The organism is Vibrio nigripulchritudo ATCC 27043, assembly GCF_000222685.1.
Lineage (GTDB): Bacteria > Pseudomonadota > Gammaproteobacteria > Enterobacterales > Vibrionaceae > Vibrio > Vibrio nigripulchritudo.
Genome location: NZ_AFWJ01000201.1, coordinates 1 through 26,990, shown reverse-complemented (window position 1 = coordinate 26,990; position 26,990 = coordinate 1). Strand labels below are relative to the sequence as shown.

Genomic DNA, 26,990 nt, shown 5'->3' with positions numbered 1-26,990 from the left:
ATTTAACCAAACTACGAACAGCACAAGGAACCATAGCCATGAAAAGGATGATATCGGCTTGCTTGATCAGTCTGTCTGCGCTGCTGGCAATGCCCGGACACGCACAGGACAAACCTTTCGCAGGAACCAAACTGAAAATGCTCGCCATTGGGGATACCTCGGTAACCCGAGTCGCACCCATCATTGGAGAGTTTAAAGAAAAAACAGGGATCGACGTTCAAATTGATCAGTTCCCTTACCCGGGTCTTATCGACAAAATCATTATTGAATCGAGCGCAAATAGCCCGACTTATCAACTACTTTGGGTAGACAGCCCATGGGTGGGGGTTCTGGGTGAATCCGGCGCGCTCGAAGATCTTACCTCTCGCGTGAAGCGCGATGCCGATGAAGTTCACCTGGATGACATCATCCCAATTCAGCTACAAGAAAATTCTTGGCAGGGCAAACTGCTCGCCTTCCCGGCGTCTGGCATGATTTGGTCGGTGAACTACCGTAAAGATCTGTATGAAAATGCCGACGAGAAAGCCGCTTTTAAAGCGAAATATGGCTACGACCTAGCCCCTGCTAAATCCTGGAAACAGTACATTGATATCGCAGAATTCTTTACGCGTAAGAAAGGTGACACCTTAGCAGGTAAAACGTTAACCAAGGACTTCTACGGTAACGCGCAGGCATTTAGCCGGGTAGCGGGTGCAATCACGCACGATTACTTCCCCATCATGAGAAGTTTCGGTGGTGATTACTGGGATCCGAAAACAGGTCTTTGCGCCATGACGGGCGAACCGCATGTGAAAGCTGCAAACGTGATGAAGGAGCTGGTGAAGTTCAACCCGCCTGATTACCTGGGTTTGATGTGGGACATCCGCACAGGCTACATGGAGCGTGGCGAAACCGCGACATCCGGTTACTGGTCGGTCAGAACCGTCCGTCTGACCAACCCTGAAGAAGCGGTACTGCCTACTATTGGTGAGGCAGGGTATGCACCAAGCCCAACGGGAGAAGGTAAACCGCAACCGACTTACACCGGTGCTCTGTCTTTTGCTATTAACAGCAAATCTTCCACCAAGCAAAAAGATGCGGCTTGGGAATTCATCAAATGGAGTACCAGTCGCGATCTGATGCGCCGCTTTGCTAATGAAGGTTCTGGCGTAAGTCAGTTCCATAAATCAATTCTTGCCGATCCTGAACTTCAGAAAAAATACCCTTACTACAAGGTGCTTCTGGAAACACAGGACAACGCCAAACGCCGTATCTTCCACCCGTTTTACGCCGATGTTGAAGAGTCGTTTGGTATTGAGTTGAACAAGTTTGTCGCAGGAGAAACCGCAACCGCTGAAGAAGCGTTGGAGAAAGCCTGTACGCAAATCAACTCTCGCCTGAAGATCTTCCCAACAGACATGCGCTTACGTTGGATCAACGACGTGCCTGTCGAGGTTCTTCAATAACTTAGGGTTTGCAGACCTTAGGGCTTGCGAACCTTAGGGTTTTGTTGACCTTTGTATTACGGACAAAGGCTGGGCAGGCGCTCAGTCTTCTTCGCACAGAATGTGCTGACACGGATTTCGTCTATGAGTTTTATCAAACAGAGAAACCGAGCACTCGCCACAACGTTTCTGTTGCCCGCGGTTGTTGTTCTGTTTTCCGTCACTATTTACCCAATGCTGTATGCACTTTGGCTAAGCTTTCGCAGTTATGACCTTGCGAAGCCATTTATTCCCAGAGTGTTCGTTGGGATTGCGAATTACCAAGAAATTCTGACTTCTTCACCCTTTTTTCATTCACTGGTCACCACCTTCAAACTGATGGGGGCCACTTTATCGGTGCAATTAATTCTGGGGTTGGGGCTGGCGTATCTCGTTACGCGTCCAATTCCCGGAATGGCTGTAGTAAGAACGCTGCTTTTGATCCCTATGATGATCGCCCCTGTGATTGTCGGGCTGGTGTGGCTGTTCCTCTACTTCCCGGAATTGGGTTATCTCAACTATTTTCTGGGGCTGGTCGGCATTGATTCTGTAGGCTGGATCACCAGCACCAACTGGGCGCTTACCGCCATAGCCATTGCCGACATCTGGCAGTGGACGCCTTTCTTTATGATGGGTATCGCCGCATCGATTCAGAGCATGCCGCCGGAACCGCTAGAAGCGGCAAAGATCGATGGCAATTCCAACTGGGATGTGTTCTTCCATATCACTCTGCCACAGCTCAAGCCTGTGTTGATCAGCCTGCTGTTTTTGCGAGCCATTGATGCCTTCAAAATTTACGACATCATTTTCGTGCTGACCAAAGGCGGACCGGGCGATTCAACCGAAGTGCTTTCGCTGTTCATTTATCGCCAAAGCTTTACTTTCTGGCGTATGGGAGTCGGTGCTGCCGCGTCGTTCGTTTCACTGATCATCATCGTTGTGCTGATCACGCTGTTCTTCCGCTCGTTGCAGAAGAACCCACAGACAAATGGCTAAGGAGCGTATCGCATGAAACAGAAATTACTCACTTATTTCTTTGTCGCCATTGCGCTTGTGCTGTTTATGACGCCCATCTATCTGATTCTGATGTCGTCGTTAAAACCGTCTGCGTACATGTTTTCTCAGCCACCAGCATTCTTCTTCGAGCCAACACTGCAACACTATTACGATCTGTTCACCATGAGGCCGTTTCATCTGCAGATCCTCAACAGCCTGATTGTTGCGCTTGGATCAACCGCATTCAGCCTTATTGTGGGCGCATCGGCAGCCTATGCTCTGTCTCGGATTCAGGGGAAATGGGTAGGCGATGTCGCGTTCTGGATCCTTTCTCTCAGAATGTTCCCGCCGATTGCAGTGGTAGTGCCTTACTACATCATCTTTAAATCGGTCAATCTGTTGGATTCCCCGCTGGCACTCATCATTGTTTACTCCACGTTTAACATTCCGCTGACGGTTTGGTTAATGAAAGGGTTCTTCGATGAGATCCCAATGGCACTGGAAGAAGCCGCACAAGTAGACGGACACGGGCTGCTTTCAGTGTTCTTCCGGGTCACTTTGCCGCTGACCGCTCCAGGGCTCGCGGTGTCTGCCGTGTTCTGCTTTATCTTTTCGTGGAACGAGTTCCTGTTCGCGCTGATGCTCACTGGGTCTAACGCTCAGACAGTCACCGTAGCGGTCATGTCGTTCTGGTCGAGCGATGCGGTGCAGTGGGGTCGAATTATGGCGGGCTCATTCATCATTTTGATTCCGGGGGTTATTTTCGTTCTCACTTGCCAGCGCTGGCTGGTGAAAGGGCTCACCATGGGTTCGGTTAAAGGTTAAGAGGAAAAATTCATGACATCAGTGACATTAACAAATATCACGAAAAGCTATGGAGAGACCGAAATCGTCCATGGTATTGATTTGAACATTGAGCCGGGCGAATTCGTTGTCCTGCTTGGTCCATCTGGGTGCGGTAAAACCACAACCCTTCGTATGATTGCAGGGCTGGAAGACGTCACCTCGGGAGATTTGCGCATCGGTGATTCGCGGGTTAACGATGTGCCTCCTAAAGATCGTGGCATTGCCATGGTGTTTCAGAATTACGCTCTTTATCCGCATATGACGGTTCGGGGAAATATGGCGTTTGCCCTGAAACCTCAGAAGCTTTCGCAGTCGGAAGTGGAGGAGCGCATCAAAAACGTCTCTGAAACGCTGGGGCTGGACACCTTGTTAGAAAGAAAGCCCAGCCAGCTTTCGGGCGGTCAAAGACAAAGGGTTGCCATGGGCAGAGCCATGGTGCGCACACCCAATGTGTTTCTGTTTGACGAACCTTTATCCAACTTGGATGCCAAGCTAAGAAGTAAAGTGCGTTTTGAAATCGCCAAGCTCCACCAGACGTTAAAATCGACGGTTGTTTACGTTACCCACGACCAAATCGAAGCCATGACGCTGGCGGATAAAATCGTGGTGATGCGGGACGGGCTGATAGAGCAAATCGGCTCACCAGAATCCATCTACCGCCACCCTGCAAATACCTTTGTAGCAACCTTTATCGGTAGCCCGGAAATGAACCTGCTGGATGCGCAGCTCCAACAAAACGGGGCAGAAAATCAGGTTCTGTTTAATGGTGCCAGCTTTCCACTCAGTGCTATCAAGCTGGCGAAAGCGCCCACCGATTCCAACATTGTTCTTGGGGTTCGCCCTGATCACCTTCTTCTCTCTCATCAGGCATTTAAAGATGTACCGTCACTGGAAGCGAAAGTGACTCTGATTGAGTATTTGGGTCAGGAGAAACTGATTAACCTGACGGTTGGGGATGTCGACATGTGTGCGCTGGTTTCCAGTACCACGTCTTTTTCTGAGGGGCAGAGCCTGTTCGTCAGCTTCGATATGTCTCAGGTCAGTATTTTTGACAAAGCAACTCAGGAAAACCTTCTGCCAAATGGCGGTTCTTCATCAGCAAAACGGAGCGCAGCATGAACAAAGAAATCGTATTCACCGCCCCCAATACGGCTGAATTGTGGGAGTTTGAATTCCCACCTTTAGGAGAGACAGAAGTCCGGGGTAGAACGGTATGTTCTCTGATTAGCCCCGGCACAGAAACCGCGTGGTTTACCCAGGGGGAATATCCGTTGAAACCGGGGTACGCCGCAGTTTTTGAAGCTCAGGAGTTAGGCAGCAAGGTTAGTAGCATCAAACCGGGACAGCTCGTTTTGTGTATGGGCGGACATCGCTCTGTACAACAGTTTGATGAAAAGTATGTGGTGCCTTTGCCCGAAGGAATGTCAGCATCTACGGGCGTGATAGCTCGGTTGATGGGCGTTTCCATGACCACCTTGATGACCACAAAAGCCAGGCCGGGCGACAAAGTAATTGTGTCTGGCGCGGGCCCCGTTGGTTATCTCGCTGCTCATCAATGTAAACTGGCGGGCTACGACGTTGCAGTGATAGATCCCAATCCGCAACGCCGTGAAGAAGCGATAAAAAGCGGGCTTACTGCTCTGGCTTCTTTCCCTATAGAGGATCCCGATTACGCGAAAAAAGTCGCGCTGGTGATAGACTGCTCCGGTCACGAAGCCGCCATACTCGATGCCTGTCGAATAGTACGCAAAAACGGCGAAGTCGTCTTGGTAGGCGTACCCTGGAAAGCCAACACCGACATGCTGGCTCATGCGATTTTGAATGAGGTGTTTTTCAACTACATCAACCTTCGTTCTGGCTGGGAATGGGAAGTGCCTTTGCTTTCAAGGGACTTTGTCTGGGAAGAGCTTTACGAAGGTTACAATAACGCACCTTACAGTACCTTCGATGGGTTCAAACGTGCGCTTAAGTGGTTGTCTTTGGATGGAGTGATTCCCCTGAATGATCTTATTCAAGATCTGAAAATGGACGATCCTCAAGCCATATACAGTGACTTGGTCAGTGGCAAACTCTCTAAGCCGTTCAATGTGTTGAATTGGTAACGTCTCCTCCACCTCAAAATATTTTGAGGTGGGGGTTTGTTTTCAGGGTATGCCGACCTACTGAACGGGTTGCCCAGTATGTCCATCCATTCCACCTGAAATAGGCAGGTTCACCCCGTTGCATGAACGGGAGGCTTCAGTTGCGAGGAAGTACATGGCTTCAGCGACTTCATCAGGAGTACAGATTCTGCCAAGCGGGTTTTTCTTGTTGAACAGATCAATCACATCATCTGGATTCGCTAAAAACATCGGGGTCGCGCAGGCAGAAGGGCAGACGCTATTCACTCGAATATTGTACTTTCCATAGTCCAGAGCCATGGCTCGGGTCAGGTTCACCACTGCGCCTTTTGCTGCGTTGTAAGCCGCCATGCTGTAATCACCGTAAAGTCCAGACACCGACGCGGTGTTCACTATGGTGCCTCCCCCATTTTCAATCATATGCGGTACAAAGCTTCGAGTCGTCAGAAAAACAGATTTAACGTCCACATCAAAAATCGCATCCCAGTCCTCTTCAGACGTTTCGTGCAGTTCGCCACCACGCCAGATCCCAGCGTTATTGATAACACAATCTACGTGCTTGGCGTTTTCCATGGTAAAGCTGGCGAGCTTTTCTACATCGTCACGCTTGCCGATATTACAGCAGTAAAACCAGACGTTTTCATAACCTGTTTCTTTGAGCTGTCTGACGTGCTCAGCACCCGCATCCTCACTAATGTCTACCATCACGACGCCCCAGCCTCTTTCCAGAAAAAGCTTGGTCGCACTGAGCCCCATTCCTGAGCAGGCACCTGTAATTACTGCATTTTTCATTTTGCACTCCTTTGCATTAGTAAATGATCAAAAACGAATAATTTAAATTGTAACTATCTAGTTATATACCTTGAAAATAAAAAAAGCAATGCGCAAAAATTAGACAAGGTATGTCGCTTTTCAATATTGATCAGCATGAGTGTTTAATGCAGTTACTCAGTCACCTTCAGCAATTATGTTCCTTCCAAATCACCACTGTTTAGTAACCCCGAGAGATAACTTTGCTTCTTCATGGCAAAAGCAATAAGCGCCGAATCAAAATCTTTGGCTACTGCCTCTTTAACGGACGATCTTGAAGCCAGTATCTCTCGCCATTGCCCTACTTTCTCAAGCCCATCAAACAAGTCGCTGCTCATGCGCTGTTCAAAAACATCAAAGTAGCGAAAAACGGGAGCATAAGCCGCATCAACAAGCATGAATGCTGTTCCTGAAAAATAAGGACCAGATATCACCTTTTCAAGTGTTTCAAAGCGGCTGCGCAATTGTTGCCTGGCGTGGTTGAAAGTTGCTCTGTCTTTGGCTGAATAGTACTGCCCTATCGCATTTAAGGTCTGTGAAGCAAACTCTATCCATGAGCGGTGTTTTGCTCGTGCCAGTGGTGTGTCAGGCAACAAGGTGCCACCTGAACTGTCATTGAGAAACTCACAAATGACCGCCGATTCAAAAACAATATGCTCATTATCTAGTCGCAATAGAGGGACTTTGCCATTGGGTGAAAGTGCGTTAAACCAGTCGGGTTTAGAGGAAAGGTCTATATCTGTACGCGTAAAAGGTATGCCTTTTTCCAGCAATGTAATCACAGATCTTTGCACATAAGGGCACAGTTTATAACTAATGAGTTCTAAGCTTTCAGTTTGCATGGTTTACCTCCTTGGTAATAGCGTATTGGCCACTGCGAATGTCAGGCAGTGGATAGGTTCAGCGAGCGTTACCTTGGTGAAATATTCATGAAGGCTTCCTGTTTGATACACAATCAAAGCTTACAAGTTGCATTAATGCGTTGGTAGTTGTAATTTTTGCATTAAACAACTGCAAAATTGCAACCATGGACTGGAACTCACTCAAGACGCTGACCTACGTATCCCAAAACGGCTCAATCACCTCAGCCGCTAAGGCTTTAGGGGTTAACTACACCACGGTGTTGAGAAGAATCGAGTCTCTGGAAAAAGAGGTTGGTGGCAAGCTTTTTGAGCGTGGCTCGAAAGGATACAAACCAACTCCGCTGGCAGAAGAAGTACTGGCGCTGGCATTTTCAATGCAGGAGAGCGCAGAGAAAATTGAGCGTCATATCGTCGGAAAGGAGTTTTTACCTATGGGGATCGTGAAAATTACGGCTCCGTTTAATATTACCAACCATTATTTGCCTCCGGTCTTAGCTTCCATTACTCGTGACTATCCCGATATCCGATACGAAGTTCTGTCTAGTAATGATTTATACAACCTTAACTCCCGAGTCGCCGATATTGCGATCAGAGCCACCAGCTCTCCGCCTGAACACTTAATAGGGCGAAAAGCAGCAACTATTCCTTGGGGAATGTTTGTTTCAAAGCAGTTTGAGAATTCCTATTCAGCCTTACCTACTTTAGAAACACTAGCCGACTTCCCTTTAATTGGTGGCATGGGGAACATGCTTAACCTGCCTGCTTTTTCTTGGTTAGAAGCCCACTTTTCTCGTTCTATTGTGATGCGGTGTGATGAGTTAACCGCAATGTCTTATTACGCTCAAAGCGGACACGGCATTGCCTTTTTGCCCGTTGACCAGCGGCGGGAAGGACTGTTAGAAGTCGCCGAATTTGAACCTGGGAAAACCAGTGATCTATGGATACTTACGCATCCAGACTTACGTAAATCAGAGCGCGTCCGTATCGTCTCGCAATATCTTGTGGACTACTTTAAAGCGATAAACTTTGAAACACCCTCTAGTCCTAAATGAACCATGGGTCACCTAATCTTGAATGGCTTTATACTTGGCGAACACTGCATCTTGAAGCCATTTGACTATACCTTTTGCTTAATTGTGTATACCCTCTTCGCCAAACAAAAAATAGGGATACCAGATGCATACTGAAACGGAACTTGCCACCATTGCCATCGTCGATCAACAACTCGACGCCTACAACGCTCGTGATATCGAAGCTTTTGCTGCGACCTATCACGATGATGTGGAAATACACTCTTTCTCTCAAGGCTTAATGTACACGGGAAAAGATACGCTGATTGAGCGCTATGGAAAGAAGTTCGCCAGCCTGAATTACCTGAATGCCAGCTCACTCAAACGTATTGTTCACGACCGTTTTCTGGTGGATCATGAACTGGCAGAATCTTCCAGCCTGCCTTCTTGCGAAGTGGAAAACAGCGTGAAAGTTATCGCCGCTTATGAAGTGGTAGATGGACTGATTAAGCGCGTCACTTTTATGGGCTGATGGGCTCTAGGGCAAATATACTCTTAGCCTAATAGACAACAAGAGAATAGGTGATCAGCGCCTGCGCTCCGTAGTAGCTGGTCATCAACATTTGCTGAGCATAGCGCCCTGCACTTCTAAACCGATCCATTGCTAACACAAGATCCGAAACCATAAAGACAATGGCACCCACAAACGCCGCTTTGGCTGCGAGAGAATGATCCTGTAACCACCAGGCTCCTGCCGCCCAGGTCATCTGAACAATCACCAAAATGTAAAACGCAACAGGCAGCTTAAGCTTTCCAAGTGAAGGGAGCAAAAGCAGATACACCATGATGCCTGCCGAAAATAGCACGGCTGGCAACCAGGCAGTCATACTGCCCTCTATCAGACTCCAAAAGGCACATCCATAGGCGACATGGGCAATAAAGAAAGACACCAGCCCGGCGATAAACCTGTCTTTCGGTTGCATTAAAAACACGTCACCAATAGCAGAGAACGCGAGTCCAAAAGCAATAAGCCAGGCAAATGGGTAAGTTTCTGAATGCGTTGCAGCGAGCACCAGAAAACAAATAACAGGAAGCGGTTTGCTCAGATAAAAAGCCCAGCTACGGGCTTTGGAAAGAGTAAATAAATGAATGACTGCCGCCAGCAGCGCAAATGACCAAGTCACAATAAAGCCCTGACCTAATGTGCCGTCATTTCGTTATACGCTTTGATAGCGTGGAACTTTTCTATCACGAGAATGTAATCTTCGCGGCAAATGGTTTTGTGAAGCCCTGTATCCAGATCCTGTGTTTCTGGGTTACCAGATTTCACAATAGCGCGTAATTCATACACGGGTGACTTAACGTAGGTGTACCAGAAAACCAATAAGAATATAGGCAAACCTGCGTACAGAGGGTGGACAAGAAGACCAACAAAACTGAAAACAAACGCAATCAGCAACGCGCGTTTCATTTTGTCCGAGGTGGTGTAATCCTTAACATAAAGCTCTTCAATCTTTTCTATATCAATCACAGAGTCACCGACTTTCAACCCTGCGGAAGTCATACTAGGAACGTCCACTTTTTTAAACATCAAAACATCCTATTTCAACGTAACCTACTTGTTCATATCTGGCATTTTGTGAGCCATTAACCTTTATAATTTTAGGTATATTTTACGGCTCAAGACCAAGAGGAAATAAAAGTTAACATATAACTTATTGATCTGGTGTGCACCAGATTACAAAACCATCAAGAAACTGGCGGATTTCTGCGCTTTATCGCAAGATTTTTAACCATCACGGTTATGGAATTGACTTCTCACATCTCGTTGTAATAAGAATTTTTTACCTGACTGCCTCTGAATCAAACATAAAAAAAGCGCTCTGTTTAGAGCGCTTTTACTGACTTAACTATTCGTACATCGAAAGTTCCGTCAAGCTGGTCCAGGGAATAATACCTGGAGGAAATTCCGTTACCGTTAACCTAAGTTTTGACGTGTTAACAGGGTTAGCCAATATGTGCTGAACACCGGGTTGTGCTGAAGCGGAATCACGTTCATCAATCACTTCATAGTTACCACTGGCTGCCAGTGCCTCCAGTTTGTACCCGTATTTTCTATCCTGATACGTACTCAAACTGTAGGCTCGTAGAGCCTTCTGGCTGCCAAAGTCAATATCAACGATGCCGTATCCGTCTGTAGACCAGCGATCACCTGAAGAAGTACTGCCATCAAACAGGTTTTCGCACCCATATTGCGCTTGTGGTTCCTTATTACAGGTATAAGACGCCGGTTGAATCAATTCTGGCGTGTACTCTCTCCCATATAAATCCCACTCTCGCAGACTTACCCAATTAGACGTGTTGTTTGCAATCCCTGTTACGGTCAGTTTCGCGAATCGGGCGACAACCTGAGGGAGCGATTGATACTGCCCAGAACCATCACCACCATTTATCTGAGCAATGGTCTGGTAGTCTGCCTCTTGTGTGGCTTTCACTTCAATTTTGTAATCGTAGTTTCGGTTGTAGAGTGCACTCAACGCAAACCCATTTAAGGTGTGCAAGTCACCAAGATCAACTGTCACCGATTGAGGGAAAGTCATAGCTGACCAGCGATCCGCTGATCCTGTTTTGCCATCGACGATTTGGTCACAGCTGTATTGTGGCTGAGGTTCATCGCTACAACTGACCGATTTGTTCAGCGCGATACTTTCCAGAGTCGAAGGTTTTCCAAACACCTCTATCTCTCTTACGCTGACCCATGGACCGTTGTAAGTTGCGGCACCTTCCACCATCACCCGGACATATCGCCCAAACGTATTGTCAGGGAAACCAATCAGGCTTGCCCGACCGTCGGTGTTATCCGACTGATCAATAACCGTCTCATATTGGCTCCCAGCATCGACTTTCACCTCAACTTTATATTGGTAGTCGCGGTCAAAATAGAAGTTGCCTCTGAATGCCGAAAGCTCGCTAATCTCACCGAGATCGATTTCGATCCAGGCAGGAAACTCATCCGCAGACCAGCGCTTATGTCCTGCCAAGTTTCCGTCGACCGCCTGACTGCACGGCGCAACCGAGGGCTGAGGTTCTTTTGAACATGTCACTGATTTATTTTTTGCGATGTTTGAGTCAGCCAGAAGGTGGTATATCTCACCCGATGCCGCCAGATAAGAACCTACGGTATAAGGCTGACTGGAACCCGCTCTGGCGTATGCCATGTAGGGTTCATGAGCCACACCTTGTGCCCAACCTAATCGGCCAGAATCCTGCAGCGCAGTGTTCGCCAGCGCCAGCCACCCTTTCTCGATCACTGGCATATAAGTGTCTGCATCTAATAATCCCAGTCGCACACCAATTGCCATGCCATAAACAAAGAAGGTCGTGCCACTCGATTCAGGGGCATTGATATGATGAGGTTCAATCAGATCGGCTCCCCAGAATCCATCGTCCTGCTGAGCATTTTTGAGTGCTGCCGCCACTTTGACAAAGTTAGTCACGTATTCATCATAGTGGGGAGCATCGGCCGGTAAACGATCCAATAGCCTAGCGATGCCAGCGAACACCCAACCATTCCCCCGAGACCAGAACATCGGGCTACCGTCTGGGCTAGGGTTTCTGGGATAAACGTACCGTGAATCTCGTGCCCAGAGATCGTACTCTTCATTCCAGAGCTGATCGTAAGTGGATCTATATTGGGTATACAGCGACTGATAAACCGTTTCTTTTTCTGATTCATCAGAGAGAGTATCAGCCATCAGCGGCCAGACTGCTGGTGCCATATATAGGGCATCTGCCCATGACCAGTAACGGGGGTAAGAAGAATTCACCACCCCCATGACACTTTCTTTTAAGCAATCCAGAATGGTGTCAGGTTCATTCGCCAGTGGTGCCAGTTCAAAGAAAACCTGCCCTGCCGCCTGATGATCCGCATGAGTTGTTGAACATGAACCGTGTGGTTCATAAGAAAAATCTCTCGCCCAACTTAGTGTGTTGTCCCACGCTTTTCCGTTTCCAACCAGTTTGAAATATTCAAACTCACCGATGTGGTATGCCCCATAAATCCAGTTTGTGTCTGGAGTGTACTGGCTGTTGTAGAAGCCATTATCTACCCAGTAATCGTGTACCAGTTTTGAGGTATTTAGCATGTCGTTTGGGGTAAATTTGTAAGCCCCGGAAGCAGTTGCGCTCGCTAACATTGCGCCTAATAGCGACAACTTTATCATTGATAACTTGTTCATTTTAACTGTCCTTAGTTAAAAAGGATGATGATTAAACCTTACGCTTTGACCTATAGTGCCGGGTCGCATCGGTCATCAATCTGGTTTCCGTTTGCATCGTCAAACACACGTACATTGCGGAAAACCGACTCGCCGTTCTTTTCACCATTGTCATGGTCAGCAATCAGAACTAAGTACTTGGTGTTTTCAGCCGAAGCATGTTGACCGACAGGAATCGTGAAGTGCTGGAACTCTCCGCTGCCGTCGTAGTTTTTGTAGGATTCGTTTGAACTCGGATCGGCTTGAGTTCCGTAGAGAGAAAACCGGGTTTCACCATTGTTCAGGACTAAATCTCTGTCCATCGCAATGCCATGAAACTCGCCTTGCTGAGCACTCTTGAACTCAAATGTGATAACGGTATTTGGTGTGATGTCATAAGGGAGTTCAACTACCCGCCAGCCGTTGTCGCTGATTGACAATGTGCTGCCGTCAGGAGAAACCGTGAATGTTCCACCATCTCCCTGATTCGGGTCGTAAACATCAACTTGATTGCGACTGAAATAGATGTCGCTGTAGTCTTCAAACAGAGTGATATTTCGGAAGGTAGAATCGCCCTGAGCGTTCGCGTCGTCGTCTGCGTTTAATACCAGATAATTGGCATTAAATGGCTGATTGGCGATGGCTTTTCCGAGCGGCGCTATGTAACGGGCAAACGCTCCACTGGTGTGATAGGTATCGAACCTGCCTTCAATATTGGCGTCTTTTTGTGTGCCATATAAACGTGCTCGCAGGTGATTGCTGACCGACAGGTTATTATCAAACCCAATGGCGTGCTCTTCACCCTGAGTATCCGATTTAAATTCAAAGGAAACTGTGGTGTTTGGTGTTACCCGGTAGTCGATATCAATCGCCTTCCAGCTGTTCCCTGTTAGGGTTATGCCATTACCGCTGAATGTTGCACTTCCCTGATCCTGACTGCCACCATATGAAGTTGTATTTGAGTTCGACGGGCTTACTTCTACCGCACGGCATGTGCCCGCGATGTATGAACCTTGTCTGCTAATGTATTTACCGACAATTTTCGAATCGTAGCCTTTGAAATAATAACGTTCGCCCGTGCTCTGTAGGTTCTTATAGCCGTTCACGAAAGACTCATACTTTCCGGTAAACCAGATCACTACCTGTTCGCTGGAATTTGAGGCACCAAAGGGGACAAACGGTCGGTAGTTATTGTCTGGAGAATCCGAAGTCAGTGCTTCCCATGTGAAGCCAGACCCATTGAACGATCCTTTGTAGATTTCAAACTTGCTTGTATCTAAACCCGTTGTTGGGTTCACATTGGTGGAAATAAAAAGTTCAGAAGAATTATATGGGTTAAGCGTGATGCCCCCGGCATAGTCAATCTGAGAACCGCCAAATCGCGTTCCATCTGGCGCAGTCATCGCCTGAGGGATTAGTGAATCTCCCGCGTCTGCCACCCATATCTTGTTCCACTGATTCGCAGTGTCGTCCCAAACCGCCATGTAGTAATCGATGGTATTTTTGTCTTGCTGATGGCTGTAAAGAAGTACCGGATTTCCGGATGCGTCGTAGCGAACTTCGTGGTTCCACGGAGAGCGGTTGGTACCGTCTTCACCTTGCTGATACACGACCGTTCCGTCAGACACCACAAATGGTGCATCGACCAGATTTCCGATCAGAGTGCCATCGGTTTTGTAGGTTTTTCCGTTTTTAATGTAGAGGTGGTATAGGCTGGTCCGTTTTTGGGTTGGGTGACCGTCCGTAAAGAAAAAATCGATGCGATCAACGCCATTCGACGCATATTTTGCGTAAGCTCTGTCCCACCATTGGTTGCCGTTCTGAATAAAATGTTTCGCTTCAGTGGGGTTGTCACCATTAGCGTCGAAGGTGACGTAATAAGGGTCGCGCGCACCTACTCGAAAGAAGTTATAGATTTTGCCGTTTTCAGCAGAGAGCTGATACGCATTGTTGTAGGTTGCAGAACCCGGAATGGGATAGGTTTTCTCGTCTCCCCAATCTTCAAGGGTCAGTGGCAGAGAAGTGTTAGAAACCCGATAGTATTGTGTTCGCCTTGCATCATGAAGAGTGTAAAGCGACATCATTTTCCCATTTTGTAATGGAAGAATGGCGCCATTATTGTGGTCGTCAGCTTGCTGAAAGCTACTGAGATCGATGTCGTCACCGATCCTGGAACCTGACTCCAGATCCAGCGTGGACATACCCGTGTAGCCATCAATCTTCACATAGGACGTATACAGAACCCCATTGTTAATTCGAGCTCGTTCATCAATAAACCAGATGTATGTGCCGTCTTCCGTGACGACAAAATCGTAGTCGTTTGATACTGGGGATGCATTAAGTGCATTGGCAAACACCAGACAGGCGGAACATAACGCGCCTGCTGTAAACCTGGTATAGCTTACTTGCCATGTTGAGGTGAGCATTGTTGTTACCTCTCAATCAATTGATCCAGTTAATAAACTGAACCAAAGAAATATCGAAAAGTAACCGACAATAAAGCAGCTAAAAATAACTATTCTTCTTTGTCGATTACCACTTAAACAACTAAAAAAAGCATTAAAGTTGTCGACAAAGAATGAACAACGCAGGACAATTTTAAATTACTAAATGATCATATTGTCAATATAAACCAGTGTAAAAACCATCCTTTTTGAGATATTAATCACATCAAAAATAATAAGTCTGAGAAACGAGATAGAAGAGTAATATTTTATTAAATGAGTAAAGTTGCTTAACTAGCGACTGGATTCAGAATCCAGTTTTTTATATCTGGAAATTCCTTTTTCTAAATGGGCAGCCATTGTTTTACCTGCATTTTCTATATCCCTTTGTGCAATACATTCATACATTGCTTTATGTTCCAGATATACGCGATCAAGAAAGTCCGCTTCGTCATCAGGTAATTGATAAAGATCTATCCTCGAATGAGGAATAATCTGGGGTCCCAGATGCTCTAGCAATTTAAGGAAATAAGGGTTGCCAGAGGCTTCAGCAATGGCGATGTGAAATTGAAAATCAGCAATGGAAACTTCGCTGTAATCGTATTCTGCATTTTTAAACGCATCCAACGCATCTGCGATTTTTTCTAACTGAGATTCGGTGCGATACTCGGCAGCAAGTTGAGCGGCTTTTGTTTCCAGACACAACCGAAGATCAAGCACATGAAGTATGTCTTTCAATGTCTTAGGATTAAAAAGCTCCAGCTTACTCACTGGGTTTTCTGTAACGAATGCACCAATGCCCTGACGTGTCACCACCATTCCATCGGCTCTTAATCCGGCAATCGCTTCACGCACAACCGTTCGACTGACACCATATTGATTAATCAGGCTCTGTTCTGATGGCAATTTATCTCCGGGAGACAGAACACCATCAATAATATTTTTCTTTATTTTCTCAATAAGTTGAGACGCTAGTGTTTTTCTTTTTCCTAACATATTTCTGAACCGTCTACACCGACATTAATTGTTCCATTTAAGGCTGTATGACACTCTTTTAAATCTTTTTTATACGCATCTGGCAATATCATCCTAATTCAATTTCATAGAAATAAACAACTTCGATTAAAAACCAATATGAGCGTACTCGTCTATTAAAAGAGATAAATTTCCCATCTCTCTATGTCTCAAAAATAATAATTATTGACATTGCGCACAATACAAAAAATCAATTTCTGAATTTTATGCCCTGATTATCAATTTATCTCGACCCCACAAAACCATAATTTTCATAAGGTTGATTCTCGAAAACATTCCAAAATAAGCAACTTTACTCATATAAAGCATGGCAAAAGTTGGTTAAAAAAACAACTTGTATGATGACATACATGTGTTAATTTTTAACCGAAAGAATGACAACGCATATACATTCAAATCAAAAAGCAACCAAAAAACACCTAATCCAAGGAGCGTACAATGGACAGAAGGAATTGGCTCAAACGCGCAGCAGTAAGCTTCACAGTTGCATCTTTCGCACTATCTGGTTTGTTTTCTCCAGTAGCGATTTCAGGCGAAAAGCTCAAATGGGCACACGTATATGAAACGTCTACTCCCTATCACAAATGGGCTGAATGGGCAGCGGAGCAAATCGGGAAACGAAGTAACGGAAAATACGAGGTTCAGGTTTTTCCTGCTGCGTCTTTAGGGAAAGAAAATGAGATCAACGAATCATTGAGCTTGGGCACCATTGATATTATTTATACTGGCTCGACGTTTGTGGGCCGGTCATATGGTCCGCTTGCGATCCCCAGCGCTCCATTTATGCTGCGCGACTTTGATCACTTCAATGCTTATGCCAGCAGCCCGCTTTTTTCCGAGCTGAGTGATGGTTATCGGTCGGTCACTGGTCACAACATTCAATCACTAACTTATTACGGTCAGCGGATGGTGACTTCCAATAAACCTGTTTATAAACCCGCAGACATGAAGGACATGAAGTTGCGCGTTCCACCCGCTCCGCTTTTCCAAATGTTTACGGATTCAGTGGAGGCAAATGCCACGCCTATTGCGTTTTCTGAAGTTTACTTGGCGCTGTCACAAGGCGTTGTTGACGGACAGGAAAACCCACTCCCAACCATCAAAGCCAAAAAGTTCTATGAGGTGCAAAAGTACATCAATCTGACGGGGCACATTATCGACAGCCTGGTAACGGTGGTTGGTGGACCTACCTGGAACAAGCTGTCTGACAGCGACCGAGCCATGTTTAAAGAAGTGTTTGTAGAAGCTGCGGCAGGGGCAAGTAACGACATCCAGAAATCGGAAAAAGAACTTGTCGCCTGGTTTGTTGCTCAGGGCGTAAACATCAATACAGAAATTGACCGCAAGGCATTCCGTAAAGCAGCGATGACCGTTCATAACGGTAAACATGCTTCATGGTCAGAAGATGTCTACAAGCGATTCCAGGAACTTTAATATCAATTTCAGTCTGGTTCGCCCGTGGAGTTTACACGCGAACCTTTCTGTAACCCATAGGAGGGTGAAATGTTAGAAGTAAAGGATGCGGTCGCCTCTCAAACTTACCGGTCAGGTAACGAAGAAATGAGTTCAAAAGCTACAGCAGGTGAACAACAGCCCGGCATTCAGCAAGCAGAGGAAAAAAGCGGGTTTATCGAAGACGAAGATAAGAACTTCGCGTGGCGAGATATAGGAATACTGGAGTGGTTTTGTATATTCGCCTTCTGGGTCTTGGCGTTTGTAGTGTTTTACCAGTTTTTTACCCGATATTTTCTCAATGACTCGGCTGTCTGGACGGAGGAAATCGCAAGAAATATTCTGATTATTCTTACATTCTTTGGTTCTGCACTCGCCCTTAAAAGGCAGGCACACATCAGTGTCCAGTTTTTTGTTTCCAAGCTTGCTGTCTCTCATCAGAAAAAGATGGTCTGGATTAGCTCGATATTGCAGTCAGTGTTTTTCGCCTTTGCGGTTTACCTCTGTCTAACGGTCGCGGAAGCGATGAAATTCCAGAAGCTGATGGCTATCGATTTATCCAGAAGTGTTATCTACCGGGCGGTCGCTCTGTCTTTCGTTGCCATGCTCATCATTGAGCTTTACCAGTCGCTAAAACGGCTTAAAAGCAACGAAGATCGTTCACCAGGAGGTCAGTCATGATTGCCGTTCTCTTTATTGCCGCAGCGGTCTTTATCTTTATTGGTTTGCCTGTGGCGGTATCACTGGCAGGCGCATCCTTGCTGTTTATTTTGGTCGACGACAGCCTGCCGAGCATGGTGGTGCTCCATCGTATGGTCAGTGGTGTTGATAGCTTCCCGCTGTTGGCGGTGCCCTTCTTTATTCTTGCTGGAAACCTGATGAATTCGGCTGGAATAACCAATCGTATCTTTGATTTTGCGAAGTCCATTGTTGGCTGGTTGCCGGGTGGTTTAGGTCATGTCAATGTCGGCGGAAGCGTGGTGTTTGCGGGCATGTCCGGCGCTGCGGTTGCAGACGCTGGCGGGCTTGGAGCTATTGAGCTGAAAGCAATGCGCGAAGCGGGTTACGACACCGAGTTTTCTGTTGGTATTACCGCTGCGTCTTCCACAATCGGACCTATTATTCCCCCGTCCTTACCTATGGTGATTTACGGCGTTCTGGCGTCAGCATCCATTGGTAAGCTGTTCGCCGCAGGGCTCATTCCGGGGCTGATGATGGCTGTGGCGCTAATGCTGATGATCGCCTGGTATGCAAAACGCAGAAATTACCCAGTAGACAGTGCATTTTCTTTTAAAAGGGTGGCATCAAGCAGTAAAGGCGCATTTTTGTCTCTGCTGACTCCCATTATCGTTGTCGGGGGCATCACTACCGGAGTCCTGACACCCACAGAAGCCGCGATTGCTGCCGTTGCATGGGCGCTGTTCTTGGGTTCTTGTGTCTACAGGACGTTAAACCTGAAACGTCTGGCGGTTGTATCACTCAAATCCATCGAAACAACAGCGGTGGTGCTGTTTGTTGTGGCAGCGGCTTCCATATTTGCCTGGCTACTCACCAACCACAATATCGCCACTGCGATGGCTGATGGACTAATGACACTCTCGGAGAATAAGTACGTCATCCTCAGTATTATTCTGCTCCTTTTGCTGGTTATTGGTTGTTTTATGGAAACCATTGCCGCCATGACGATTCTTGTCCCGGTTATGCTGCCCACGGTTACTCAGCTTGGAGTCGACCCAGTTCACTTTGGTGTCATCATGGTGCTGACTCTGATGATCAGCCTGCTGACTCCCCCAGTCGGAGTGGTGCTTTACGTTTTATCCAGTATTTCAAAACTGAGCTTCGAACGCTGTGTCGTGGCCACAATGCCGTTTCTGGTGCCCCTTGTCGTCGTGTTACTGATCGTCACCTTTATGCCGGGTCTGGTTATGTGGCTACCTAACCTGCTTTACCCGTAAACCGATAACCAACAAAACTCTACGCGAACCCATCATGCATCCATGGGTTGGGTTCGCTCGTTTCAAATTTAACGGAATCATAATATGAAGAGCTATTACTCAACGCATTCTGATGATTACAGAAGCTACGACACACAAACTTTGCGAGACAGGTATCTGATTGAATCGGTATTTAAACTCGGACATGTTCAACAATATTATTGCCACGATGACAGGCTCATCATTGCCGGGATTTGCCCAGATCATTCGCCACTGATGCTTGCCGAAGGTAAAGAGCTTGGAGGGCTGAGTTTCTTTGAACGCCGTGAAGCGGCTACCATCAATTTAGGTGGTGAAGGTCGGGTAAAAGTTGGCAATGAGACTTTCTCTTTAGGTCACAAAGATGCTTTGTATATTGGTCAGGGACCACATACCGTGACTTTCGAAAGTGTTGATCCTGACCAGCCAGCACGTTTTTATCTGTGCAGCTCGCCAAGTCATTATTCATATTCCACCACCCTGATAAGACGTTCGGAAGCGAAGCAAATTCGTCTAGGCGACCCAAAAGCTTCAAACGAAAGAATCATCAACCAGTACATTCATCCCAATGTGTGTGAAAGCTCTCAACTTGTTATGGGGCTGACGGAACTCATCAACACCTCCAACTGGAACACCATGCCCTGTCATACCCACGCTCGCCGGATGGAGGCTTACTTCTATTTTTCAGAACTGGAAGACGCGCAGGTGTTTCACTTTATGGGTAAACCTGATGAAACCCGACACATCGTTATCTCCAATGAGCAAGCGGTGATCTCGCCGAGCTGGTCAATTCACAGCGGCGTCGGTACTTCTCCATACAGTTTTATCTGGGCAATGGCGGGCGAAAACCAAGAATTCGATGACATGGATTTTGTCGCTCCACAGGAAATGCGTTAAGAGGTCGTTATGGAATTATTCAATCTAGAGGGAAAAGTGGCGTTAGTGACTGGCGCATCTAAAGGTTTGGGACAGGCGATGAGTATTGCTCTGGCGAAAGCAGGAGCCGATATCGTTGGTGTTGCCCGTTCATCTACAGAGCAAACACAGGCAGGCGTTGAGCGTCAGGGCAGAAAATTTATCGGCATTGAAACGGATTTAGGAAGAAGAGACGCCATTGATAGCATCATTCAGACGCTCGCCGTTCTCGATTCCACACCAGATATTTTGGTCAACAATGCCGGAATCATAAGAAGAGAAGACAGCATTAATTTTTCAGAAGACGACTGGGACAGCGTGATGGACATAAACCTGAAATCTCTGTTCTTCCTGAGTCAGGCAGCGGTTAAACAGTGGGTGGCGCAAAACCGTACCGGGAAAATCATTAACATTGCTTCCATGTTGTCGTTTCAGGGAGGGATACGCGTCCCATCCTATACGGCAAGCAAAACCGGCGTATTGGGCTTAACCCGAATCGGCGCATGTGAATGGGCAAAATATGGCATTAACGTTAACGCCATTGCGCCGGGCTACATGGCAACGGATAACACTCAAGCGTTAAGAGAAGATTCCAATAGAAATTCCGAGATTCTGAATCGAATTCCAGCGGGAAGATGGGGAGAGCCTGAAGACATGCAAGGTGCCGCTATTTTCTTAGCCTCTTCAGCTTCTGATTATGTTAATGGAGCGGTACTCACTGTCGATGGCGGCTGGCAAGCCCGATAGAGTACCGATAAACGGATTCCTGATTTCCAATTAGCGATTATTTTGCCTGTTTCAGGCGGCTCATCCCCAGGGTTTGCCCGGTTTCGCCGGGCTTTTTTTTGATGCTAACTACGGAAGAACAATCACACCCAAAGGTTCAAGGAGTTGTTCTTGTTGCCACTCGCAGATTTTCACACCATTTAAGGAAATACGCCTCGGATCCAGACCATAAAGCTCCGTATGAGTGAGATCACAATGCTCAAAACGGAATTGCGACCACGCATCTTCTGAGAATTCTCCTCGAGACAGATCCGAACCTTTAAAAGAAGCCCCATTGAGGTTGGCACCTGTCCAGCGATTTTCAAACAGGTCGCACTTCTCGATACAGGCATTTTCAAAGTTCACGTAAGAGAGGTTGCAACCCGTTATGTAAACAGAGCAGAAGTAAACCTGATGACTCACACGGTTTGCGAAATTGACCTTCAGAAAATTCGCGCCTTTCATGTCGCATTGACGAAATTCGGTACCGAGACAGTTGGCACCTGTAAACTGCGCCAATGCCAGCTGACAGTTTTTAAAACTGGCGTCTTTCAAATTGGCATACTGAAACTGACACCCTTCATGCGCCCCTGCCTGAAAGAACTGGCAATCTTCAAAAAGTGCGTCAGTTAAGTCGGCACGTGAAAAGTCACACCTTTCAAAGGTGCACCTGAAAAATCGATACTCCATCATTTCGTTTCGGGCAAAAGACTCTTCAGTGAAATGCTGTTCGATAAATTCCATTAGGGCTCTCTCAAAAACTGAATGTGTCGCTAAACTACCACTCTAACCCTTTGAAAAACAAACATTTTAAAACCTTAAAAAACAAGAACTTAAAAATCCTCAAAATCGCCAATTTAAGGCACCTAGAAAGCTCTCTAAGCCCTCTGTTTTTAAATAATCGATAGCGCATATTCAGAAAAAAGTTATTCGCGGCTCATACACAATCAAAAAATCGCGGGGTTGCTCAAGAATTCTGCTCAACATAATCAAATAAATGACCTTGTTACACACCTGATACAAACTGTATGGTATTCGTAAACAACCAAAAAATTTCAGGGAAGATCTATGCCCCAAAAGAAAGTTCTGGTGCTTTTTGCACATCCGTCTCATAAAAAATCTGAAGTGAACATCCCGCTGTTCCGAGCGGCTCAACACGTTGAAGGCGTCACTTTGGTCGACCTTTATCACGAGTACCCTCGCTTCAACATCAATATCGACCGGGAACAACAAAGGCTTCGAGATCATGACATTGTGATATTTCAGTTTCCTCTGTATTGGTACTCGACCCCTGCCATTCTTAAAGAGTGGCAGGATCTGGTGCTGGAATACGGCTTTGCCTACGGCTCTGAAGGTAAAGCTCTTCATGGAAAATACTTTATGTGCGCCATCACTGCTGGTGGCACAGAAAGCGCTTACTGTACCGACGGATACAACCACTTCACCATTGGCGAGTTACTCCAGCCTCTGGAGCAGATGTCGTCTCTTACCGGAATGAACTACTTAGCTCCGTTCGTTCTGTTTGGTTCGCGCACCGCAGCGGAAGAAGGAAGGATCGAAGGGCACACCAAACGATATCAGGAACTGCTTACCGCTCTGGTGGAAGACGAGATTGATATGGATAAAGCGGCGATCGCATCCAAAATTACCAACGACTTATCACCGCTGCTTAAGGAGAAGGCGCAATGACCAGTTATTTTCTTCAAGCCTTTATCTACCTGATTGCCGCGGTGGTCATGGTTCCTATCGCCAAAAGGCTCGGCTTAGGCAGCGTGTTGGGGTACCTTATTGCAGGCGTCATCATTGGTCCGGTTATTGGATTAGTTGGTGAAGAGACAACGACGATTCAGCATTTTGCAGAGTTCGGTGTTGTCATGATGCTGTTTTTAGTTGGCTTAGAGCTGGAACCCAAAATGCTCTGGTCGATGAAAAACAGGCTGATCGGATTGGGTGGTCTGCAAGTCGGTTTAACTACGGCTGCCGTTATGGGCATTGCCCTTTGGCTTGATCAACCTTGGACTATTGCACTCAGTATCGGCCTCATTTTCGCGCTCTCTTCTACCGCTATTGTTCTGCAAACTTTCAATGAGAAAGGTTTGTCTAAAACCGAAGGCGGACGTAATGCCTTCTCGGTATTACTTTTCCAAGATATCGCCGTTATCCCAATGCTGGCGTTTATTCCGTTACTAGCGCTGCCGGAACTGGTTGAAAAAGCGCAAAGTGCAGCGCAAGCGGCAGCTGACCATCACGAAGAAATGAGTCTGGTGGCGGGTTTACCGGGCTGGGCTTACGGGCTGGTGATCATCGTTACTATTGTTGCCTTGGTCGTCGGCGGTCACTTTGCCAGCCGACCGCTGTTCCGGTTTGTGGCAAGTTCCGGGCTGCGTGAAATATTCACCGCTACCGCGCTGATGCTGGTCGTCGGAATTGCCGCGCTAATGAGCTTGGTCGGGCTCTCCCCCGCGCTTGGTACATTCCTCGCAGGTGTGGTGTTGGCAAACAGTGAGTTTCGACATGAGCTCGAATCCAATATCGATCCGTTTAAGGGGCTGTTGTTAGGTCTTTTCTTCATCACCGTTGGTGCTGGCATTAACTTCGATATTCTGGGTAACCAGTTCTTTGCCATTATAGGAATGACCATCGGAGTTATGTTACTCAAAGCCTTAGTGCTATTGGTTCTGAGTTTATTCTTCGGGATTCGCGCCAGCGACCGCTGGCTGTTCTCACTCAGTCTGGCTCAGGCAGGTGAATTCGGTTTTGTTCTGCTGAGTTTCACGGTGCAAAGCCATGTATTGCCAACCGAACTGGCGCAAACTTTATCCATGGTTGTTGCCCTGTCTATGTTCCTAACACCGGGGCTGTTCATTCTGTTTGATAAAGTGATCGTGCCGAAATACATCGACAATGAAAACAGCCGTGCCGAGGACGATATTGAGGAAACGGGCAAGGTCATTATTGCAGGTGTCGGTCGGTTTGGTCAGATAGTCAACCGACTGCTGGTGAGCAATCACATCCCTACCGTGGTTCTGGACTGCGAGGCTTCTCAGGTAGATAACCTGCGCAAGATTAACACTAAGGCTTACTTTGGTGACGCCACTCGTCCAGATTTGCTACACACGGCAGGCATTGAAGAATCCAAGCTTTTGGTTGTGGCGATGGATGCCCGAGAAAGTGCGGTTGAACTGGTGCAGTACGTGAAACACACCTACCCGAAAGTGACCATCCTTGCACGCGCTTACGACAGAGTTCATGAGCACGCCCTTCGCCAGGCTGGCGCTGACTTTATCGAAAAGGAAACATTCCACAGTGCACTGGAGGTTGGAGCACAAGCTCTGAGAAGCCTGGGCACGCATCCATTCCAGGTGGAACAGCAAAAAGCCGCCTATGTCGATGTAGAAAAAGAAGGTTCTGAAGTTCTGTATCAAGCCTGGGTAGAAGAGTCAGACGGAGAACAGCGTTTTGATAACAATTATCTCAAGCTCTTTATGCAGTTAGAGGAAACGCTGAAAGCGTCTTTACACAGTGACCGACGCGGCAAACACGATGTGTCTGAGCGAAGCTGGACTCCTCCTCCAAAAGGTTACTTAAAAGATTTTGAAGAGTAGCCGATTTAAAAGTCAATTTGCTGATGGAAACTTTACAAACATCTAGACGGAGTTTTACCTAGCCTGACGGACTCTTTACAAAGTAATCAGTAATATGAGTGTTACCAGCTTGATAGCAACAGAGCTAATCGCTCACTAGCCTCTCGGCGAGTCTCGGATAGCTATCAGGCTGGTTTACCCCAAGAATCTTTTAAGGAGTATTGTTATGAAGAAAGTAACCGTGTTAGCTACCGCCCTGTTACTAAGTTCTACGGCATTCGCTTCAACTCAGTTGAACAACAGTGCCACTTCGATAACAACAGAAGGCTTTGCCACGCAGGAGCAGGCAATGAACGCCGGATATACTCTCATGGATGAAATCAACCAAATGACGTCGAGTGAGCTAGCCAAGAAGCTGCCGATAACCGCCTACACTGTCTCTTACAACAGCGTCGAAGTGAAAGACATTGAAATGCATATCGAAGCGTTCTCGAAAAAACGTGGAGAAGTGCAATACCGTGCGGTAGTCGATGTGGATTATCAGTACGAATCCCGTGACAGCTGATTCACGTTAAACCCAAAATCATTCAGAACTTAAAAAAGCGAAAACCGGGCGAATCACAGCCCGGTTTTATCTATACCTAAGTGGTCTCTGGAAGTCACTTGGCTATAAATTTATAACTCATCTGGTAGATGGGCCACTCGACTCCATTAAACACTTTAAAGTACGGCGCTTTATCCACGACCTCAAAACCCACCGAATCATAACAGCGTTTTGCTGACGTGTTACTGTGAAATACCGCCAATGACACTTCTTCTACCGCAGGATCTTGCCTGATTTGCTGCATTGAAAATTCAACCAGTTTCCTGCCTACCCCTTTGCCTCGAATATCCGGATTGACGGCAACTCGGCAAAGGCGGGATTCAGTTGTAGACACACGATTGATTTCGATAAACCCGACCGGAGCTTCATCATCAATCAAAACATAGAATTTAAGATTTTCTTCTTTCGATCGTTGGCAAATTGATTCTGCCGTTAGTGGCCAGTGAAACACGCGCCCACCCCAAGCCAAAAATTCATCTCTGGTTCTAAACCATGTAGTGATGGTTTCTGCGTGTTTAGGTTTGAAAGGAATGAATTCCATTTAAATTCCTTAGAACTGTTTTAGGTCTACTTTAACAACAGCAAATCGACTGACCTTAATTAGTCATGGTGTACTCTGGATAGCCAGTGTGCTCGTCCGTTTGTTCACTGATCACTTTAAACCCTTGTGAAAGATAGAACTGGTAACTTGCCTGATTGTCTTTATAAACCGATAAGGTCAGGGAATCACGACGTGACTTTGCATGCGTAATGAGTTTTTTCCCTAACCCTTGCCCCTGAAAGTCGGGGTAGACAAAAATCGCCGCTAAGCTGTCTTCGTACAACGCATAAAAGCCGACGACGTCACCGTTTAGTTCAAATACGTAAACTTCCGACGCTGGAATGTACACGTCTCGCATATTACTTATCTGATTTCGCCAAAAATCAGCTTCAACAAAATTGTGTGCGTCTATGGAAGCTGTCAGCCAAATATCCAGTACCGCATCGATATCTGACTGGGTAAATTTTCTTATCATTATTAACCTCAAATAAACTGACTTGCTATACACACCAATAGCGCTGGAACACCGGAAACAAAAAACTTCTGGTAAAGCACTACATTCTCTTCAAAACGTTCTTCATCAATCTCATCAGCAACTTCAGTATCTACAAGAGATCCTGCCGCATCTGCTGGTCTGTTATCTGCATCAGAGAAATCATTAGTCAACGGAGGAAACTTGAATAGCACCATGGCTATTCCCCATAAGACCAAAAGATTGAAAAACGCGTAGTCCGTCCAATATTGAAGACCGAAAAAACCAGTCGAATATTCCAGAATCACGATGAGCGCGAGCACTAGTGTGTTGCTGACTATTGCAAAAGTTGCAAAGCCTTTCATTTTTACTCCTTACCGTCATGAAGCTAACCTACGCGCTGTTTAAACTCTGCGGGAGTAATGCCCGTTGTTTTTTTAAACAGCTTGGTAAAATTACTGACGTCTATATACCCTACCGCAGCTCCCGCCGCTTCAATAGTAATATTTTCCAGTTCTATCAATTGTTTGGCGCGTTCAACCCTAAGTTGAATGATGTATTGCTTTGGTGTGTAGCCCGTCGCACTCTTAAATCGACGTAGCAGGCTTCGCTCGCTCAAGTGACAGTGCTGTGCAATATCTGCCACCGCTATATCTTCACTAAAGTTCGCGTCACAAAACTGCTGCGCTTTGAGCACTACAACATCACCATGGGTAAGATCAGGAATAAACCTCTGGTAGTACGCCTGCATCCGACCTTTAAAATCTAACAGGCAAAAATCTGCGACCTGTTTAGCCAGCTCAAAATTGGCGTATCTCGCCATAACGTGAAGCGCCAAATC

Annotated in this window: 27 protein-coding genes; 15 read left to right on the top strand and 12 right to left on the bottom strand. The window is 46.6% G+C overall.

Annotation, left to right across the window (positions count from 1 at the left end; genetic code table 11):
* Positions 1-38: 38 nt before the first annotated feature.
* The 5 genes from RH89_RS15020 to RH89_RS15000 all read left to right on the top strand — a co-directional run bounded on the left by RH89_RS15020 (position 39) and on the right by RH89_RS15000 (position 5,407).
* A complete protein-coding gene (locus RH89_RS15020; protein ID WP_004403639.1) occupies positions 39-1,445 on the top strand; it encodes an extracellular solute-binding protein in 1,407 nt (468 codons plus the stop codon).
* A gap of 123 nt (positions 1,446-1,568) precedes the next feature.
* Positions 1,569-2,459, top strand: coding sequence for a carbohydrate ABC transporter permease (locus RH89_RS15015; protein WP_004403633.1), 891 nt, complete (start codon positions 1,569-1,571; stop codon positions 2,457-2,459).
* A 12-nt stretch (positions 2,460-2,471) separates the two neighbouring features.
* Entirely contained in the window at positions 2,472-3,284 is an 813-nt protein-coding gene (locus RH89_RS15010) for a carbohydrate ABC transporter permease (RefSeq protein ID WP_004403632.1), read from the top strand.
* Positions 3,285-3,296: 12 nt separating this feature from the next.
* On the top strand, positions 3,297-4,424 hold the full coding sequence (locus RH89_RS15005) for an ABC transporter ATP-binding protein (RefSeq protein WP_004403631.1): 1,128 nt from the start codon (positions 3,297-3,299) through the stop codon (positions 4,422-4,424).
* The gene (locus tag RH89_RS15000) at positions 4,421-5,407 is read left to right on the top strand and encodes a zinc-dependent alcohol dehydrogenase (RefSeq protein ID WP_004403630.1); all 987 of its coding nucleotides are present in this window, start codon (positions 4,421-4,423) and stop codon (positions 5,405-5,407) included. Before RH89_RS15005 ends, RH89_RS15000 begins: the two co-directional genes overlap by 4 nt.
* Before the next feature lie 57 nt (positions 5,408-5,464).
* Here the strand turns inward: RH89_RS15000 and RH89_RS14995 are convergent, their stop codons facing one another.
* Positions 5,465-6,217, bottom strand: coding sequence for an SDR family NAD(P)-dependent oxidoreductase (locus RH89_RS14995; protein ID WP_004403628.1), 753 nt, complete (start codon positions 6,215-6,217; stop codon positions 5,465-5,467).
* 173 nt (positions 6,218-6,390) lie between these two features.
* Positions 6,391-7,077, bottom strand: a complete 687-nt coding sequence (locus tag RH89_RS14990) for a glutathione S-transferase family protein (protein ID WP_004403625.1) — start codon at positions 7,075-7,077, stop codon at positions 6,391-6,393.
* A 185-nt stretch (positions 7,078-7,262) separates the two neighbouring features.
* On the opposite strand from RH89_RS14990, the gene RH89_RS14985 reads away from it, so the two are divergent.
* A complete protein-coding gene (locus RH89_RS14985; RefSeq protein ID WP_050811542.1) occupies positions 7,263-8,150 on the top strand; it encodes a LysR family transcriptional regulator in 888 nt (295 codons plus the stop codon).
* 124 nt (positions 8,151-8,274) lie between these two features.
* Positions 8,275-8,640: a nuclear transport factor 2 family protein gene (locus tag RH89_RS14980; RefSeq protein WP_004403623.1), complete on the top strand. Its 366-nt coding sequence runs from the start codon at positions 8,275-8,277 to the stop codon at positions 8,638-8,640.
* A gap of 28 nt (positions 8,641-8,668) precedes the next feature.
* Here the strand turns inward: RH89_RS14980 and RH89_RS14975 are convergent, their stop codons facing one another.
* The 5 genes from RH89_RS14975 to RH89_RS14955 all read right to left on the bottom strand — a co-directional run bounded on the left by RH89_RS14975 (position 8,669) and on the right by RH89_RS14955 (position 15,804).
* Positions 8,669-9,292: a lysoplasmalogenase gene (locus RH89_RS14975; protein WP_004403622.1), complete on the bottom strand. Its 624-nt coding sequence runs from the start codon at positions 9,290-9,292 to the stop codon at positions 8,669-8,671.
* Between the two features lie 14 nt (positions 9,293-9,306).
* Positions 9,307-9,699: a hypothetical protein gene (locus RH89_RS14970; protein ID WP_004403621.1), complete on the bottom strand. Its 393-nt coding sequence runs from the start codon at positions 9,697-9,699 to the stop codon at positions 9,307-9,309.
* Between the two features lie 319 nt (positions 9,700-10,018).
* A complete protein-coding gene (locus tag RH89_RS28755) occupies positions 10,019-12,346 on the bottom strand; it encodes a glycoside hydrolase family 88 protein (protein WP_004403620.1) in 2,328 nt (775 codons plus the stop codon).
* Between the two features lie 50 nt (positions 12,347-12,396).
* Positions 12,397-14,790: a BNR repeat-containing protein gene (locus RH89_RS14960; protein WP_004403618.1), complete on the bottom strand. Its 2,394-nt coding sequence runs from the start codon at positions 14,788-14,790 to the stop codon at positions 12,397-12,399.
* 312 nt (positions 14,791-15,102) lie between these two features.
* The gene (locus RH89_RS14955) at positions 15,103-15,804 is read right to left on the bottom strand and encodes a FadR/GntR family transcriptional regulator (RefSeq protein WP_004403617.1); all 702 of its coding nucleotides are present in this window, start codon (positions 15,802-15,804) and stop codon (positions 15,103-15,105) included.
* A gap of 477 nt (positions 15,805-16,281) precedes the next feature.
* On the opposite strand from RH89_RS14955, the gene RH89_RS14950 reads away from it, so the two are divergent.
* From RH89_RS14950 to kduD, 5 genes are all read left to right on the top strand, one after another.
* The gene (locus RH89_RS14950) at positions 16,282-17,277 is read left to right on the top strand and encodes a sialic acid TRAP transporter substrate-binding protein SiaP (RefSeq protein WP_004403616.1); all 996 of its coding nucleotides are present in this window, start codon (positions 16,282-16,284) and stop codon (positions 17,275-17,277) included.
* 69 nt (positions 17,278-17,346) lie between these two features.
* Positions 17,347-17,976, top strand: coding sequence for a TRAP transporter small permease (locus RH89_RS28750; RefSeq protein ID WP_004403613.1), 630 nt, complete (start codon positions 17,347-17,349; stop codon positions 17,974-17,976).
* Positions 17,973-19,250 carry a TRAP transporter large permease gene (locus RH89_RS14940; protein WP_004403611.1) on the top strand — a complete coding sequence of 426 codons (1,278 nt, stop codon included), beginning with the start codon at positions 17,973-17,975 and terminating at the stop codon, positions 19,248-19,250. Before RH89_RS28750 ends, RH89_RS14940 begins: the two co-directional genes overlap by 4 nt.
* A gap of 84 nt (positions 19,251-19,334) precedes the next feature.
* Entirely contained in the window at positions 19,335-20,165 is an 831-nt protein-coding gene (gene kduI, locus RH89_RS14935; protein ID WP_004403609.1) for a 5-dehydro-4-deoxy-D-glucuronate isomerase, read from the top strand.
* A gap of 9 nt (positions 20,166-20,174) precedes the next feature.
* Positions 20,175-20,930 carry a 2-dehydro-3-deoxy-D-gluconate 5-dehydrogenase KduD gene (gene kduD / locus RH89_RS14930; protein WP_004403603.1) on the top strand — a complete coding sequence of 252 codons (756 nt, stop codon included), beginning with the start codon at positions 20,175-20,177 and terminating at the stop codon, positions 20,928-20,930.
* Between the two features lie 108 nt (positions 20,931-21,038).
* On the opposite strand, the gene RH89_RS14925 is transcribed toward kduD, so the two are convergent.
* Positions 21,039-21,692, bottom strand: coding sequence for a Qnr family pentapeptide repeat protein (locus RH89_RS14925; protein ID WP_004403601.1), 654 nt, complete (start codon positions 21,690-21,692; stop codon positions 21,039-21,041).
* Between the two features lie 324 nt (positions 21,693-22,016).
* On the opposite strand from RH89_RS14925, the gene RH89_RS14920 reads away from it, so the two are divergent.
* The 3 genes from RH89_RS14920 to RH89_RS14910 all read left to right on the top strand — a co-directional run bounded on the left by RH89_RS14920 (position 22,017) and on the right by RH89_RS14910 (position 25,097).
* A complete protein-coding gene (locus tag RH89_RS14920) occupies positions 22,017-22,637 on the top strand; it encodes an NAD(P)H-dependent oxidoreductase (protein WP_004403599.1) in 621 nt (206 codons plus the stop codon).
* A complete protein-coding gene (locus RH89_RS14915) occupies positions 22,634-24,553 on the top strand; it encodes a monovalent cation:proton antiporter-2 (CPA2) family protein (protein ID WP_004403597.1) in 1,920 nt (639 codons plus the stop codon). Before RH89_RS14920 ends, RH89_RS14915 begins: the two co-directional genes overlap by 4 nt.
* A gap of 205 nt (positions 24,554-24,758) precedes the next feature.
* Positions 24,759-25,097 carry a DUF3316 domain-containing protein gene (locus tag RH89_RS14910; RefSeq protein ID WP_004403588.1) on the top strand — a complete coding sequence of 113 codons (339 nt, stop codon included), beginning with the start codon at positions 24,759-24,761 and terminating at the stop codon, positions 25,095-25,097.
* A 94-nt stretch (positions 25,098-25,191) separates the two neighbouring features.
* Here RH89_RS14910 and RH89_RS14905 read toward each other — a convergent pair whose 3' ends face one another.
* The 4 genes from RH89_RS14905 to RH89_RS14890 form a co-directional block, all read right to left on the bottom strand.
* A complete protein-coding gene (locus tag RH89_RS14905; protein WP_004403587.1) occupies positions 25,192-25,677 on the bottom strand; it encodes a GNAT family N-acetyltransferase in 486 nt (161 codons plus the stop codon).
* A 55-nt stretch (positions 25,678-25,732) separates the two neighbouring features.
* On the bottom strand, positions 25,733-26,152 hold the full coding sequence (locus tag RH89_RS14900; protein ID WP_004403585.1) for an N-acetyltransferase: 420 nt from the start codon (positions 26,150-26,152) through the stop codon (positions 25,733-25,735).
* 8 nt (positions 26,153-26,160) lie between these two features.
* Positions 26,161-26,514: a hypothetical protein gene (locus tag RH89_RS14895; protein WP_004403583.1), complete on the bottom strand. Its 354-nt coding sequence runs from the start codon at positions 26,512-26,514 to the stop codon at positions 26,161-26,163.
* Between the two features lie 23 nt (positions 26,515-26,537).
* A partial coding sequence (locus RH89_RS14890; RefSeq protein ID WP_004403582.1) for a GlxA family transcriptional regulator occupies positions 26,538-26,990 on the bottom strand: 453 nt, incomplete at its 5' end.